The sequence below is a fragment of the Dietzia sp. HMSC21D01 genome (assembly GCF_001815995.1).
Taxonomy (GTDB): Bacteria; Actinomycetota; Actinomycetes; order Mycobacteriales; family Mycobacteriaceae; genus Dietzia; species Dietzia cinnamea.
Genome location: NZ_KV823847.1, coordinates 1 through 12,351 on the forward strand (window position 1 = coordinate 1; position 12,351 = coordinate 12,351).

18 protein-coding genes are annotated in these 12,351 nt (G+C 67.9%); all 18 read right to left on the reverse strand.

Translation table 11 applies throughout. The features are described 5' to 3' along the window. Positions 1 to 48: 48 nt before the first annotated feature. The 18 genes from rpsD to HMPREF3086_RS05820 all read right to left on the reverse strand — a co-directional run bounded on the left by rpsD (position 49) and on the right by HMPREF3086_RS05820 (position 12,165). Positions 49 to 654, reverse strand: coding sequence for a 30S ribosomal protein S4 (rpsD, locus tag HMPREF3086_RS05735; protein WP_007628084.1), 606 nt, complete (start codon positions 652 to 654; stop codon positions 49 to 51). A gap of 22 nt (positions 655 to 676) precedes the next feature. Next, positions 677 to 1,084 (reverse strand): 30S ribosomal protein S11, encoded by a 408-nt coding sequence (gene rpsK / locus HMPREF3086_RS05740; RefSeq protein WP_043566757.1) that lies wholly within the window; start codon positions 1,082 to 1,084, stop codon positions 677 to 679. Next, positions 1,084 to 1,452, reverse strand: a complete 369-nt coding sequence (rpsM, locus tag HMPREF3086_RS05745; protein WP_061228302.1) for a 30S ribosomal protein S13 — start codon at positions 1,450 to 1,452, stop codon at positions 1,084 to 1,086. The genes rpsK and rpsM overlap by 1 nt, the downstream gene beginning before the upstream one ends. A gap of 168 nt (positions 1,453 to 1,620) precedes the next feature. After that, a complete protein-coding gene (gene infA / locus HMPREF3086_RS05750) occupies positions 1,621 to 1,842 on the reverse strand; it encodes a translation initiation factor IF-1 (RefSeq protein WP_010541191.1) in 222 nt (73 codons plus the stop codon). A 136-nt stretch (positions 1,843 to 1,978) separates the two neighbouring features. Continuing rightward, complete coding sequence (locus HMPREF3086_RS05755) at positions 1,979 to 3,259, reverse strand: lipase family protein (RefSeq protein WP_082767653.1); 1,281 nt, start codon at positions 3,257 to 3,259, stop codon at positions 1,979 to 1,981. A gap of 136 nt (positions 3,260 to 3,395) precedes the next feature. Next, positions 3,396 to 4,199, reverse strand: coding sequence for a type I methionyl aminopeptidase (map, locus tag HMPREF3086_RS05760; protein ID WP_070720644.1), 804 nt, complete (start codon positions 4,197 to 4,199; stop codon positions 3,396 to 3,398). 8 nt (positions 4,200 to 4,207) lie between these two features. Further along, entirely contained in the window at positions 4,208 to 4,753 is a 546-nt protein-coding gene (locus HMPREF3086_RS05765) for an adenylate kinase (RefSeq protein WP_070720647.1), read from the reverse strand. Between the two features lie 48 nt (positions 4,754 to 4,801). Next, positions 4,802 to 6,124: a preprotein translocase subunit SecY gene (secY, locus tag HMPREF3086_RS05770; RefSeq protein WP_070720651.1), complete on the reverse strand. Its 1,323-nt coding sequence runs from the start codon at positions 6,122 to 6,124 to the stop codon at positions 4,802 to 4,804. Positions 6,125 to 6,328: 204 nt separating this feature from the next. Next, complete coding sequence (rplO, locus tag HMPREF3086_RS05775; protein ID WP_007628096.1) at positions 6,329 to 6,778, reverse strand: 50S ribosomal protein L15; 450 nt, start codon at positions 6,776 to 6,778, stop codon at positions 6,329 to 6,331. Positions 6,779 to 6,780: 2 nt separating this feature from the next. Further along, the gene (rpmD, locus tag HMPREF3086_RS05780) at positions 6,781 to 6,963 is read right to left on the reverse strand and encodes a 50S ribosomal protein L30 (protein ID WP_007628098.1); all 183 of its coding nucleotides are present in this window, start codon (positions 6,961 to 6,963) and stop codon (positions 6,781 to 6,783) included. Between the two features lie 2 nt (positions 6,964 to 6,965). Continuing rightward, complete coding sequence (gene rpsE, locus HMPREF3086_RS05785; protein WP_007628100.1) at positions 6,966 to 7,625, reverse strand: 30S ribosomal protein S5; 660 nt, start codon at positions 7,623 to 7,625, stop codon at positions 6,966 to 6,968. Positions 7,626 to 7,668: 43 nt separating this feature from the next. Further along, the gene (gene rplR / locus HMPREF3086_RS05790) at positions 7,669 to 8,064 is read right to left on the reverse strand and encodes a 50S ribosomal protein L18 (RefSeq protein ID WP_007628102.1); all 396 of its coding nucleotides are present in this window, start codon (positions 8,062 to 8,064) and stop codon (positions 7,669 to 7,671) included. Between the two features lie 2 nt (positions 8,065 to 8,066). Further along, a complete protein-coding gene (gene rplF, locus HMPREF3086_RS05795; protein ID WP_070720653.1) occupies positions 8,067 to 8,603 on the reverse strand; it encodes a 50S ribosomal protein L6 in 537 nt (178 codons plus the stop codon). Positions 8,604 to 8,615: 12 nt separating this feature from the next. Then, positions 8,616 to 9,014, reverse strand: coding sequence for a 30S ribosomal protein S8 (gene rpsH / locus HMPREF3086_RS05800; protein ID WP_007628106.1), 399 nt, complete (start codon positions 9,012 to 9,014; stop codon positions 8,616 to 8,618). Between the two features lie 271 nt (positions 9,015 to 9,285). Beyond that, the gene (rplE, locus tag HMPREF3086_RS05805; protein ID WP_063971884.1) at positions 9,286 to 9,858 is read right to left on the reverse strand and encodes a 50S ribosomal protein L5; all 573 of its coding nucleotides are present in this window, start codon (positions 9,856 to 9,858) and stop codon (positions 9,286 to 9,288) included. A gap of 2 nt (positions 9,859 to 9,860) precedes the next feature. Further along, complete coding sequence (gene rplX / locus HMPREF3086_RS05810; RefSeq protein ID WP_070720656.1) at positions 9,861 to 10,175, reverse strand: 50S ribosomal protein L24; 315 nt, start codon at positions 10,173 to 10,175, stop codon at positions 9,861 to 9,863. A gap of 1 nt (position 10,176) precedes the next feature. Next, complete coding sequence (gene rplN / locus HMPREF3086_RS05815; protein ID WP_007628112.1) at positions 10,177 to 10,545, reverse strand: 50S ribosomal protein L14; 369 nt, start codon at positions 10,543 to 10,545, stop codon at positions 10,177 to 10,179. Between the two features lie 144 nt (positions 10,546 to 10,689). Next, positions 10,690 to 12,165, reverse strand: coding sequence for an alpha/beta hydrolase (locus HMPREF3086_RS05820; RefSeq protein ID WP_246830918.1), 1,476 nt, complete (start codon positions 12,163 to 12,165; stop codon positions 10,690 to 10,692). Positions 12,166 to 12,351: the final 186 nt, after the last annotated feature.

Sequence of the window (12,351 nt, forward strand, 5' to 3'; positions counted from 1 at the left end):
CCGGGCGGGCCGCGGTGTGCGGCCCGCCCGGCGACGAGGGAGGACAGATCACTTCGAGTAGAGCTCGACGATCAGCTGCTCCTGCAGCGGCACCTCGATCTGGGCGCGCTCGGGGAGCTGGTGGACGAGGATCCGCAGGGTCGTGGGGACGACCTGCAGCCACGCCGGGACGGGACGCTCACCGAGCGTCTCCTGGGCGATCTCGAACCAGTCCATCTTGGTGGACTTGGGACGGACATCGATGATGTCGTACTGCGAGACGCGGTAGCTCGGGATGGTCACCTTCTGGTCGTTGACCAGGAAGTGGCCGTGCGCCACGAGCTGACGGGCCTGGCGGCGCGTCCGCGCGAGACCCGCGCGGTACACGACGTTGTCCAGCCGCGACTCGAGGATCTGGAGGAGGTTCTCACCGGTCTTACCGGCGCGGCGGTTGGCCTCCTCGTAGTAGCGACGGAACTGCTTCTCCATCACGCCGTAGGTGAAGCGGGCCTTCTGCTTCTCCTGCAGCTGGGTGCGGTACTCGGACTCCTTGATCCGCGCACGGCCGTGATGACCGGGCGGGAAGGGCCGACGTTCGAATGCGGTGTCTCCACCCACGAGGTCCACGCCGAGACGGCGGGACTTGCGGGTGACGGGGCCGGTGTAACGTGCCATGGTCTAGTGCGTTCCTTCCGGCTCAGACTCGACGCCGCTTGGGCGGACGACAGCCGTTGTGGGGCTGGGGGGTGACATCGGAGATCGTGCCCACCTCGAGGCCGGCGGCCTGGAGGGAGCGGATCGCGGTCTCACGTCCCGAGCCGGGGCCCTTGACGAACACGTCGACCTTCTTGACGCCGTGCTCCTGCGCCTTGCGGGCCGCGTTCTCGGCGGCGAGCTGGGCGGCGAAGGGCGTCGACTTACGCGAGCCCTTGAAGCCGACGTGGCCGGAGGACGCCCATGCGAGGACGCCACCGGACGGGTCGGTGATCGAGACGATGGTGTTGTTGAACGTGCTCTTGATGTGGGCCTGGCCCAGGGGCACGTTCTTCTTATCCTTGCGACGGCCCGTCTTCTTCGGGCCCGCAGCGCGTGACTTGGGGGGCATTACTTCTTCTTTCCGGCGACGGTCTTCTTCGGACCCTTACGGGTACGGGCATTGGTCTTGGTGCGCTGACCACGGACGGGCAGGCCACGACGGTGACGCAGTCCCTGGTAGCTACCGATCTCGATCTTCCGGCGGATATCGCCCTGGATCTCGCGGCGGAGGTCACCCTCCACCTTGTAGTTGCCCTCGATGTCGTCACGAAGGACGGTCAGCTGCTCGTCGGAGAGGTCCTTGGTGCGCAGATCGGGGCTGATACCCGTACGCTCCAGGATCTCCAGCGACCGGGTGCGACCGATGCCGAAAATGTAGGTGAGCGCGATCTCCATGCGCTTGTCGCGTGGGAGATCGACGCCGGCAAGGCGTGCCATGTGGCGTATCTCTTTCGTCGTGCGGTAGGTCTGCTCCCCGACCGTCCCCGATCCGGATGGTCATCTCTCGATGAGCAACCGTCCGGGGCCCCGGCCTCCGCAACCGGGGGTACGAACCCGCCGACCCCTTTCGCGGAGGCGGCGGCTGGTACGGGGAGTTGAGCGTCTTTACTTGTAGCGGTAGACGATCCGTCCACGCGTCAGGTCGTAGGGCGAGAGCTCCACGACCACGCGATCCTCCGGGAGGATGCGGATGTAGTGCTGCCGCATCTTCCCGCTGATGTGGGCGAGGACCTTGTGCCCGTTCTCGAGCTCGACGCGGAACATTGCGTTCGGCAACGGCTCGACGACACGGCCCTCGACCTCGATGGCTCCGTCTTTCTTTGCCATGCTGGTTACGGTCCTCCACGATTCCCCGGATGACGTCTACCGGATTGTGGTGCACTGGTGGGCACACCGACGTATAAGCCTACGCGAGGTCGCTGGTCAGCGCCAATCGCGACGAACCGGCCCGCCCGGCCACCTGTCAGACGTAGCAGGCGCGACCGGCGGGGGCGCCCTCGAACCGCTGCTGTAGCCAGTTCATGGCCGCCGGCAGCTTCTCCACCGCGCCCAACAGATGCTCGGGCGCAAGGCCGGGTTCCCAGGTGACCGGCGCCCCCTCGCGGCAGTACCGCTTCGCCGTCTCCTCCGCGTCCCAGAACGGCACGAGAGGATCGGTGCCGGAATGCCACATGAACACCGGCACCCGCGGCACATCCGGACTGAGGCGGACGCTGTTCTCGGCGAATGCGCGCATGAGCCCCTCCTCCGCCATGAGGTCGCCGCCACGCAGGACCATCGGGACCGACCGGAACGCGCCGAAGGTCAGCAGCGTCGCGGTACACCGGCCCTTCAGCTGGTGGTAGAGATGCCAACCGTCAGGGGTGAGCTTCTCCTCGAGACGGATCGCTTCCGGGTACTCACGGGCCATCCCCACCGCGGCGGCGAACGCCAACCCGAACGCCGGGTGCGGCTGGTTGCCGATCATCCGCGCCATCGTGGTCATGTCCGTCGGGACGCCGCCCTTCGCAACGCCCACCAGGTTCACGTCGGGGGCGTAGTCGTCGTGCAGGAGCGAGACCCAGGCACTGGCGATGCCGCCCCCCGAGTACCCCAGCGCGCCGAACCGGCTGTTCCGGGAATCGAAACGAGGGTCATCCCGCACCGCCCGCATGCCGTCGAGGACGATGCGCCCGGACAGCTGTCCCCCCGGGTATGCGACCTTGGGTCCCAGATGGTCCGGGATGATGACGGTCCAGCCCTGGTCCAGACGGGACCGGAGGAAGACCATGGCGTTGTCCTGCACGGTCTCGAGGGTGGGGTGCACGAGGGTCTCGGTGGGCGCACACCGCTGCCCCAACGCGTTGAGGTAGTGCTGGTAGCTCAGGACCGGGCCGTCGGGGCGGGCGTGATGGGGCCGGACCACGGTCGCGGTGGCCAGCAGCGGCCGGTCCCGAGTGTCCGTGGACCGGTACGCGATCTCGGTGACGCCGTACCCGAGGAATACCGGCATCGTCACGGTCCTGGAGTTGATGACCCGGCCCGGCGCCGCATCCGCGAGCGCCTGCGGGTCAGCGTGGTAGAAGGGTCCGGGCTGCGGGTCCTCCGCGATCGACCCCGCGCCGCCCTCCGCAACGGATTGTGCGGCGGCTCCCTGCGTTACGAGCAGGGCCTGCGCTAGCACGAGGGAGAGCATCACCAGGACCGCGACCGCGGGACGCACTGACGTGGGGAGTTCCCGGGGAACGCGGACGGGTGTTGGCATGCCCTGACCTTTCAGGCCGATCTGAACCGAGAGAACATGCTAACCCGACCGCGGTCGTCCGCGGCCGGCCCCCCGGGCCCGAGCGACGCCGGCCCCCGGGCCGGCCTGCGCCCTCCGGGGCGCGGGACGACCCGCCTCAGCCGAGTGGACGGGGGGTGAGGATCCGGGGCCCGTCCGCTGTGACGGCGACGGTGTGTTCCCAGTGCGAGGCCGGCGAGCCGTCGACGGTGACGACCGTCCAGTCATCCGACAGGGTCCGCGTGTCGGTCTCTCCGCCGAGAACCAGCATCGGCTCGATCGCCAGGACCGACCCCTCCTGGAGGCGCGGTCCCCTACCGGGCTTGCCCTCGTTGGCGAGGAACGGCCATTCGTGCATCTCACGGCCGATGCCGTGGCCGCCGAAACCGTCGACGATCCCGAGTGAGACGCCGTGCCGTTCCTCGGCCCGCCGGGTGGCCACCTCGAGCGCGTGCGACACGTCGGTCAACCTGTTCCCCGGGAGCATCGCGCGCATGCCCACCTCGAGGACCTCACGTGTCGCGTCGTTGAGGGCGGCGACATCGGGCGCGAGGGAACCCACGCCGAACGTCCACGCCGAGTCACCGTGCCATCCCTCGAGGATGGCGCCGCAGTCGATCGAGACGAGGTCGCCTTCGCGCAGCACCGTGCCCGGACCGGGGATCCCGTGCACCACGACCTCGTTGACCGAGGAACAGATGGAGCCCGGGAATCCCTCGTACCCCTTGAAGGACGGTATGGCCCCGGCCTCGCGGATCAACTGCTCCGCGACCTCGTCGAGATCACCTGTCGTCGCGCCCGGGACGGCGGCGTCCCGGACCGCGATGAGCGTGCGGCCGACGATGCGCCCCGCCGCCTCCATCGCGTCCAACTCCCCTGCAGTGCGAGCGGTGACGACGCCCTTGCGCGACCGGCCGAACACGGCGGGCGTCAGCGACCCAGCGCGGCGAGCGCGCGGGCGTTGATCTCCTCGACCTCACCGACGGCGTCGATGCTCTTGACGTCGCCCGCGTAGTACTCGAGCAGAGGGGCGGTCTCGGACCGGTACACGGACATGCGATTCCGGATGACGTCCTCGGTGTCGTCCTCGCGACCACGGGCGAGCATCCGCTGGACCACCGTGTCGTCGTCGACCTTGAACTCCAGCACCGCGTCGAGGGAGCACCCCGCCTCGGAGAGCATCTCCTTGAGGGCGTCCGCCTGCGCGACGCTGCGCGGGTACCCGTCGAGCAGGAAGCCCTCCTCGGCGTCGGGCTCGGCGATCCGGGCCTTGACCATGCGGTTGGTCACCTCCGCGGGGACCAGGTTGCCGGCGTCGATGTACCCCTTCGCCTCCTTGCCCAGGTCGGTGCCCTGGGAGATGTTGGCGCGGAAGAGGTCACCGGTCGAGATGTGGGGCACGCCGAGCTTCTCCGACAACAGAGCCGCCTGGGTTCCCTTACCGGCACCGGGAGGGCCGAGGAGGACGAGACGCATGGTGGGGACCAGCCTTTCTACAGTGGGGTTGCTCGGACGAGGCCGCGGCTACTTGAGGAAGCCCTCGTAGTTGCGCTGCATCAACTGGGCTTCGATCTGCTTCACGGTGTCGAGGCCCACGGAGACCATGATGAGCACGGCGGTGCCGCCGAACGGCATGTTCTGCATGTCGCCACCCCCGCTGCCCATGTCGAGGAAGATGTTCGGGAGCACGGCGATGAGGCCGAGGTACAGCGAGCCGAAGAGCAGGATCCGGTTGAGGACGTAGCCCAGGTACTCGGCGGTCGGACGGCCGGGCCGGATCCCCGGGATGAAGCCGCCGTACTTCTTCATGTTCTCGGCCTGCTCCATCGGATCGAACTGGATGGCCACGTAGAAGTACGCGAAGAAGATGATGAGGGCGAAGTACAGGACGATGTAGCCCCAGCTCGACGGGTTCTGGAGGTACTGCATCACGTAGCGCTGCCAGAACCCGTCGCCCGACGGCTCGGGGCCCTGCACCAGCTGGGTGATGAGGATCGGCACGTACATGAGCGACGACGCGAAGATCACGGGGATGACGCCCGCCTGGTTGACCTTCAGCGGCAGGTAGGTCGAGGTCCCGCCGTACTGACGGCGACCGACCATCCGCTTGGCGTACTGGACGGGGATCCGCCGCTGCCCCTGCTCGACGAAGACGACGGCGACGACGATGAGCACCACCGCGAACATGACCGCGGCGAACTTCATGGTCGACGAGTTCTGATAGATGTTCACGCCCTCGGCGGGGATGCGGGACGCGATGCCGGCGAAGATGAGCAGCGACATGCCGTTGCCGACGCCGCGGTCGGTGATGAGCTCGCCGAACCACATCACGAGGGCCGCGCCGGCCGTCATGACGATCACGATCGTGACGAGCGTGAGCACGTCGTCGTCCATGAGGACGGACTGCCCGTTACCGAGGAGCTGTCCCCGGTCGGCCAACGCGACGATGCCGGCGGACTGGAGCACGGCCAGCGCGATGGTCAGATAGCGCGTGTACTGCGTCATCTTGGCCTGGCCGGACTGCCCCTCCTTCTTCAGCTGCTCGAAGTAGGGGATGACCACGGTGAGCAGCTGGACGATGATGCTCGCCGTGATGAACGGCATGATGCCGATCGCGAAGACGGACAGCTGCAGCAGCGCGCCACCGGAGAACAGGTTGACCAGGGAGTACAACTGGGCGTTGTCCCCGGTCATCGCGGTGTCGAGCAGGCCGCGCAGCTTGGGGTAGTCGACGCCGGGCGACGGGATCTGCGCGCCGATCCGGTAGAGGATGATGATCCCGAGGGTGAAGAGGATCTTCTTCCTCAGGTCCCGGTCCTTGATCGCGGACGCGAGTGCGGAGAGCACATGTCCTCCTGGTCGTGGTCGGCTGTGGGCCGCCGGTCGTCGAAAGCAGATGCGCCGGGAGCGGGTCGGATGGACCGCACGGCGGTCGCCGGGCCCGGAGCGCACAACGGGAAAACTCTATCAAGACGAGGGCAGGGGCCGGATCCGAGACTCTCGGACCCGACCCCTGCGCACCTCAGCGGCCCGCGAGGGGCCGGCCGGGGATCAGGCCCCGGCCTCCGACACGCTTCCGCCGGCGGCCTCGATCTTGCTCTTGGCCGACGCGGAGACCTTGTCGACGGTCAGGGTGACGGCGACGGAGATCTCCCCGTCACCGAGAACCTTGACCGGCTGGTTCTTGCGGACAGCGCCCGCGTCGACGAGCTCGGCCACGCCGATCTCGCCGCCGTTGGGGAACAGCCGCTGGATGTCGGACACATTGACGACCTGGAAGACGACCTTGTTGCGGTTCTTGAAGCCCTTGAGCTTCGGGAGCCGCATGTGGATCGGCATCTGGCCGCCCTCGAACGCCGCGGGGACGTTCTTACGCGCCTTGGTGCCCTTGGTACCGCGACCGGCCGTCTTGCCCCGCTTGCCGCCTTCACCGCGACCAACGCGGATCTTGTCGGTGTGGGCGCCCGGCGCGGGACGCAGGTGGTGCAACTTGATGGTCATTCTCACTCCGTCTCTTCGACCACGACGAGGTGGTTCACGACGTTGATGAGACCCCGGGTCTGCGCGTTGTCCTCACGCACGACCGACTTCCGGATGCCCTTGAGGCCGAGCGTACGCAGGGAGTCCCGCTGGTTCTTCTTGGTCCCGACGGTCCCACGGACCTGGGTGATCTTGAGGTTCGCCATGGTCAGGCCCCCTGTCCGGCACGCGCGCGGAGCATGCCCGCGGGCGCGACGTCCTCGATCGGCAGGCCGCGACGGGCCGCGACCTCCTCCGGACGGTGCAGACCCTTGAGGGCGGCCACGGTCGCGTGAACGACGTTGATGGCGTTGTCCGACCCGAGCGACTTGCACAGGATGTCGTTGACGCCGGCGGCCTCGAGCACGGCGCGGGCGGCGCCACCGGCGATGACACCGGTACCCGGGGACGCCGGACGCAGCATGACGACGCCGGCGGCGGCCTCACCCTGGATGGGGTGCGGGATGGTGGAGCCGATGAGCGGGACGCGGAAGAAGTTCTTCCGGGCCTCCTCATTGCCCTTCTGGATGGCCGCGGGAACTTCCTTGGCCTTGCCGTAGCCGACGCCGACCATGCCGTTGCCGTCACCGAGGATCACGAGCGCGGTGAAGCTGAAACGCCGACCGCCCTTCACGACCTTGGAGACGCGGTTGATGGTGACGACGCGCTCGATGTACTGCGACTTCTCGTCGTCGTGGCGGCCACGACGGTCGTCGCGGCCCCGCCCGCGGCCGCGGTCGCCGCCGCGCCCCTGGGCGTTGTCGTTGGTGTTCTTGTTGTCTGCGGCGGGTCCGTTGCCTCCGCCGTCACGACGCTGACGTCCCGGCATCAGACGGTCCTTCCATTAGCGGTCAGTGCAGTGGTGTTGATCATCAGAACTCCAGCCCACCCTCGCGGGCGGCGTCGGCGAGCGACGCGATCCGCCCGTGGTACTTGTTGCCACCACGGTCGAACACGACGGCGTCGATGCCGGCGGCCTTGGCGCGCTCGGCCAGGAGCTGGCCGACCTTCGCGCTGCGGGCCTTCTTGTCGCCCTCGAGAGACCGCACATCGGCCTCGATGGTCGACGCGGCGGCGAGCGTACGGCCCGCCAGGTCGTCGACGATCTGGGCGTGGATGTGGCGCGAGGAGCGGTTGACGACCAACCGCGGGCGCTCCGGCGTGCCGGAGACCTTCTTGCGGAGGCGGTAATGGCGCCGGGCGCGACCCTCGCGACGTGCGGTCGAGGCGTCGGTTCCCAGCGGGGAACGCTTCTTGGTGCTGCTCATGATCACTTACCCGTCTTTCCGACCTTGCGACGGACCTGCTCGCCGGCGTAGCGGATGCCCTTGCCCTTGTACGGGTCGTGCTTCCGCAGTCGCTTGATGTTGGCGGCGATCTGGCCCACCTGCTGCTTGTCGATACCGGAGATCGAGAACTTGGTCGCACCATCGACGGCGAACGTGATGCCCGCCGGGGCGGCGACCGGAACCGGGTGCGAGTAACCGAGGGCGAACTCGAGGTCCGAGCCCTTGGCCACGACGCGGTAACCGACGCCGAAGATCTCCATGTCCTGCTTGTAACCCTCGGTCACGCCCACGACCATGTTGTTGACCAGCGAGCGGGAGAGGCCGTGCAGGGAGCGGTTGTCGCGGTGGTCGTCGGGGCGGTTCACCGTGATGGTGTTGTCCTCGATGGTCACCGAGATGGGCTCGGGCAGCACCTGGGTGAGCTCACCCTTGGGGCCCTTGACCGTGATGGTCTGGCCGTCGACCTTGATGTCGACACCGGACGGGACTGTGATCGGAGCCTTGCCGATACGTGACATTTCGTCGCCCCCTTACCAGACGTAGGCGAGGACTTCCCCGCCCACCTTCTTGTTGTTCGCCTGACGGTCGGTGAGCAGACCCTGGGACGTCGAGATGATCGCGACGCCCAGTCCGCCGAGGACCTTGGGCAGTTCGGTGGACTTGGCGTACACGCGCAGACCCGGCTTCGAGATGCGCTTGATGCCCTGGATGCTCCGCTGGCGGGACGGGCCGTACTTCAGATCGATGGTGAGCTTCTTGCCCACCTCGGCGTCGGAGACGGCGTAGTCGGCGATGTAACCCTCCTGCTTGAGGATCGCCGCGATGTTGCCCTTGAGCTTGGAATGCGGCATCGACACGGTGTCGTGGAACGCCGAGTTGGCGTTACGCACACGCGTCAGCATGTCCGCGATGGGATCGGTCATCGACATGGATGGACCATGTTCCTTTCTCGTAACGGTTCCCATGCAACACGTCCCTCCGGCGACCTGTGGGTCGCCCGCGAACGTCGTGGGCCTATCACGAAGAGTGCGAATGTTCTCTTGTGTGGGATCCGGCTCCCCGTGGGGCGCTCGGGTGTCCCGCCGTTCACAGTGCTCTTCTCACTGTTCACGACCAGACGACTGGGCCGTCTGCCCGTCGCCGGGGATCCGCGGTGCGGTGCCCCGGCGAGGACGGCCGGTCCGGCCTGGCAGGAGAGGCTCAGTTCTCCTTGAAGGGGAAACCGAGCTGCTTGAGCAGCGCCCGGCCCTCTTCGTCGTTCGTCGCGGTGGTGACGACGGTGATGTCCATACCACGCGGACGATCGACCTTGTCGACGTCGATCTCGTAGAACATCGTCTGCTCGTTGAGACCGAAGGTGTAGTTGCCGTGGCCGTCGAACTGCTTGCCGGAGAGGCCGCGGAAGTCGCGGATACGCGGCAGGGCGACCGTGGTCAGACGGTCCAGGAACTCCCACATGCGATCGCCACGCAGGGTGACGCGCGCACCGATGGGCATGCCCTCACGCAGCTTGAACTGCGCGATGGACTTGCGGGCCCGGCGGACCTCGGGCTTCTGACCGGTGATCAGGGTGAGGTCGTTGATCGCGCCGTTGATGAGCTTGGCATCGCGAGCGGCGTCGCCCACGCCCATGTTGACGACGACCTTGACGACGCCCGGGATCTGCATGACGTTCGTGTACTCGAACGTCTCGTTCAGGGCCGGCTTGATCTCGTTGCGGTACTTCGCCTTGAGGCGCGGGGTGTAGCCGGAGGGAAGTGCGGTCTCGGTCATGGTCACAGGTCCTTCCCGGTCTTACGCGAGACACGGACGCGCTTGCCGTTCTCGTCGGTGCGGATTCCCACCCGGGTCGGGGTGCCGTCGGCGTCCACGACCATCACGTTGGACACGTGGATCGGGGCCTCCTGGGTGACGATGCCACCGGAGGAGGCGCCACGCTCGGCAGCCGAGTTGGAGGTGTGCTTCTTGATGCGGTTGACGCCCTCGACGAGGACCTTCTCCTGCGCGGGGTAGGCCTGGATGACCTTGCCCTTCGCGCCCTTGTCCTTGCCCGAGATGACGAGCACGGTGTCGCCCTTGTGAACCTTCATGTCAGAGCACCTCCGGAGCCAGCGAGACGATGCGCATGAACTTCTTGTCGCGCAGCTCGCGGCCGACGGGCCCGAAGATGCGCGTGCCGCGCGGGTCGTTGTCGTTCTTGATGATGACGGCGGCGTTCTCGTCGAACTTGATGTACGACCCGTCCGGGCGACGGCGCTCCTTGGCGGTTCGCACGATGACGGCCTTGACGACCTCACCCTTCTTGACGTTGCCGCCGGGGATGGCGTCCTTGACGGTGGCGACGATGATGTCGCCCACGCCCGCGTAGCGACGCTTGGACCCGCCGAGAACGCGGATGCAGAGAATCTCCTTGGCACCCGTGTTGTCGGCGACCTTCAGCCGCGACTCCTGCTGGATCATGGTTCTCCTGACCAGGTCTGTTCGATGTGTGCCGGATACCGACCCGACACACGCGGTCATGCCGCCCGGGCGCGCGAAAGGTACGCGACAGCTCGGGCAACTGTTCCAGTGTAGGGTGCGGCCCCTGCGCGGCCCAAATCCCGGTCAGCTACCCCCTGACCCCGCCGACCCGGCGCCGACCGAGCGGAGCGACCCGGAGGAACCGGACGAGCCGGCGGAACCCGTCGCGCCCGAAGAGCCGGTCGAGCCGGCCGAGCCGGTCGAGCTGGTCGAGCTGGTCGACCCCAGCGAACCCAGTGGGCCGTTCTCGCGGTCGGCCACTCCCCCGGTCGTGGCGCGCGAATTGGGAACGGCGGGCGCGAGGCCGGAGAGGATGTGCCGCAGGCCCGGAAGCATCTGTGGGACGAAGGCCGGCCAGTTGTGGATACCGGCGTCCATGTAGACGACCTGCAGATCGACATCCGGGACCCCGCGCAGTGCGCCCTCGAGCGCGCGGGTGCTCTCGTAGGACCCCTTCTCGAGGATGTGGCCGTCGAGCAGCACGACTTCGTTACTCCCGAAGTACCCCAGCTCGGTCGATCCGACGAGCCCGGTGGCAGCGCTGAGGAACACGGACTGTCCGGCCAGCCCGCTCGGGTCGGCGACCGTGTCGTGGTCCTCCCACGCCTGCGATCCCCGTGGTCCCCACATGTTGGTCACCTCACCGTGGCGGGCGGCCACGGTCAGACGGGCGTACTGGTACCCGAGCTCGTCCAGTGTCGAATAGGCACCCGACACTCCCCCGGCCCCGCTGAACATCTCCGGAGTGGAGTTGGCCAGGTGGAGCGCCGACGCCGCCCCCATCGAGACGCCCAACACGCCCCAGTCCCCGTTGTGCGCGAGCCCGTCGGCGGTGCCTTCGAGACCCTGCTCGAGCAGCGGCGGCAGCTCCTCGGTCAGGAACGTCTCCCAGCTGTTGGGGCCGAGGACCGGATCGTCGGTCCGCCAGTCGGACCACATCGATGACGGAGCGCCGGTCGGCGCGATCACGTTGACGTCGAGGTCGCGCACGGCCGGATCGCCCCAGCCCATGCCACCGCTCCAGCCCGAGGGGGACTCGCTGCCCACACCGTCGAGGAAGTAGACGTTGGGGGCGTCGACGCCCGCGGGAGCGCGGTAGACCTCCACCCGCACGACCCGCTGCATCGTCGCCGACGTGACCGTCCAGACCTCGGCGCGCCCGTCGACCTCGTGTGGGGACGCGGGGAAGAGCGGATCTATGCTCCGCACCTCGGACCGGGTGATCGACTTGTCGCGGACCGCTATCGGCTGCCCGGGCGGCAGCGAGCTGCCGGGCCGAGCGAAATCCCCGGACCCGGCGTCCGCGAGTGATCCGAGGACGCCCGTCAACGGGATCGGCGCGCCGAGATGGGTCGAGGCGGCAATACTCAGCGACGGTACCCCGAACAGGCTCCCGGGCACGACGCTCGGCGCCAGGGACGCAGGGTCGACGGACCCCGGCCCGATCGATCCGGCGTCGGGGCTCTGCGCGGCGGCCGGCACGGCCCCGCCGGCGATCAGAGCCACCGCGGCTGCCGACGCGGCGAGGGCGCGCAATCCGCGGGCGGCCCCGGCTCGCACTTCCTTCCGCTGGTGATTATCCACTCGTACGGTCATGTGGCGTCCTGTCCTGGCTGGGCGATGTCGCTGTCGTGTGTGAGGCTCCGGTCCGTACCCGGGCCGATGACACAGTACGTTCCCCGTCGTATCAGCGTCTACTCATGTGACAAATGCGAACAACCCGCCCCCGGGAATCCCAGGGGCGGG

Excerpts from the sequence above, each read along its gene's own strand:
- infA (WP_010541191.1), bottom strand. The coding sequence starts at position 1,842 with ATGGCAAAGAAAGACGGAGCCATCGAGGTCGAGGGCCGTGTCGTCGAG.
- rplO (WP_007628096.1), bottom strand. The coding sequence starts at position 6,778 with ATGACCATCAAGTTGCACCACCTGCGTCCCGCGCCGGGCGCCCACACC.
- HMPREF3086_RS05765 (WP_070720647.1), bottom strand. The coding sequence starts at position 4,753 with ATGCGTCTCGTCCTCCTCGGCCCTCCCGGTGCCGGTAAGGGAACCCAG.
- rpsD (WP_007628084.1), bottom strand. The coding sequence starts at position 654 with ATGGCACGTTACACCGGCCCCGTCACCCGCAAGTCCCGCCGTCTCGGC.
- rpsE (WP_007628100.1), bottom strand. The coding sequence starts at position 7,625 with ATGCCGGGACGTCAGCGTCGTGACGGCGGAGGCAACGGACCCGCCGCA.
- rpsM (WP_061228302.1), bottom strand. The coding sequence starts at position 1,452 with ATGGCACGCCTTGCCGGCGTCGATCTCCCACGCGACAAGCGCATGGAG.
- rplN (WP_007628112.1), bottom strand. The coding sequence starts at position 10,545 with ATGATCCAGCAGGAGTCGCGGCTGAAGGTCGCCGACAACACGGGTGCC.
- rpsH (WP_007628106.1), bottom strand. The coding sequence starts at position 9,014 with ATGTCGATGACCGATCCCATCGCGGACATGCTGACGCGTGTGCGTAAC.
- rplE (WP_063971884.1), bottom strand. The coding sequence starts at position 9,858 with ATGACCGAGACCGCACTTCCCTCCGGCTACACCCCGCGCCTCAAGGCG.
- rpmD (WP_007628098.1), bottom strand. The coding sequence starts at position 6,963 with ATGGCGAACCTCAAGATCACCCAGGTCCGTGGGACCGTCGGGACCAAG.
- rpsK (WP_043566757.1), bottom strand. The coding sequence starts at position 1,084 with ATGCCCCCCAAGTCACGCGCTGCGGGCCCGAAGAAGACGGGCCGTCGC.
- rplR (WP_007628102.1), bottom strand. The coding sequence starts at position 8,064 with ATGAGCAGCACCAAGAAGCGTTCCCCGCTGGGAACCGACGCCTCGACC.
- HMPREF3086_RS05755 (WP_082767653.1), bottom strand. The coding sequence starts at position 3,259 with ATGCCAACACCCGTCCGCGTTCCCCGGGAACTCCCCACGTCAGTGCGT.
- rplX (WP_070720656.1), bottom strand. The coding sequence starts at position 10,175 with ATGAAGGTTCACAAGGGCGACACCGTGCTCGTCATCTCGGGCAAGGAC.
- rplF (WP_070720653.1), bottom strand. The coding sequence starts at position 8,603 with ATGTCACGTATCGGCAAGGCTCCGATCACAGTCCCGTCCGGTGTCGAC.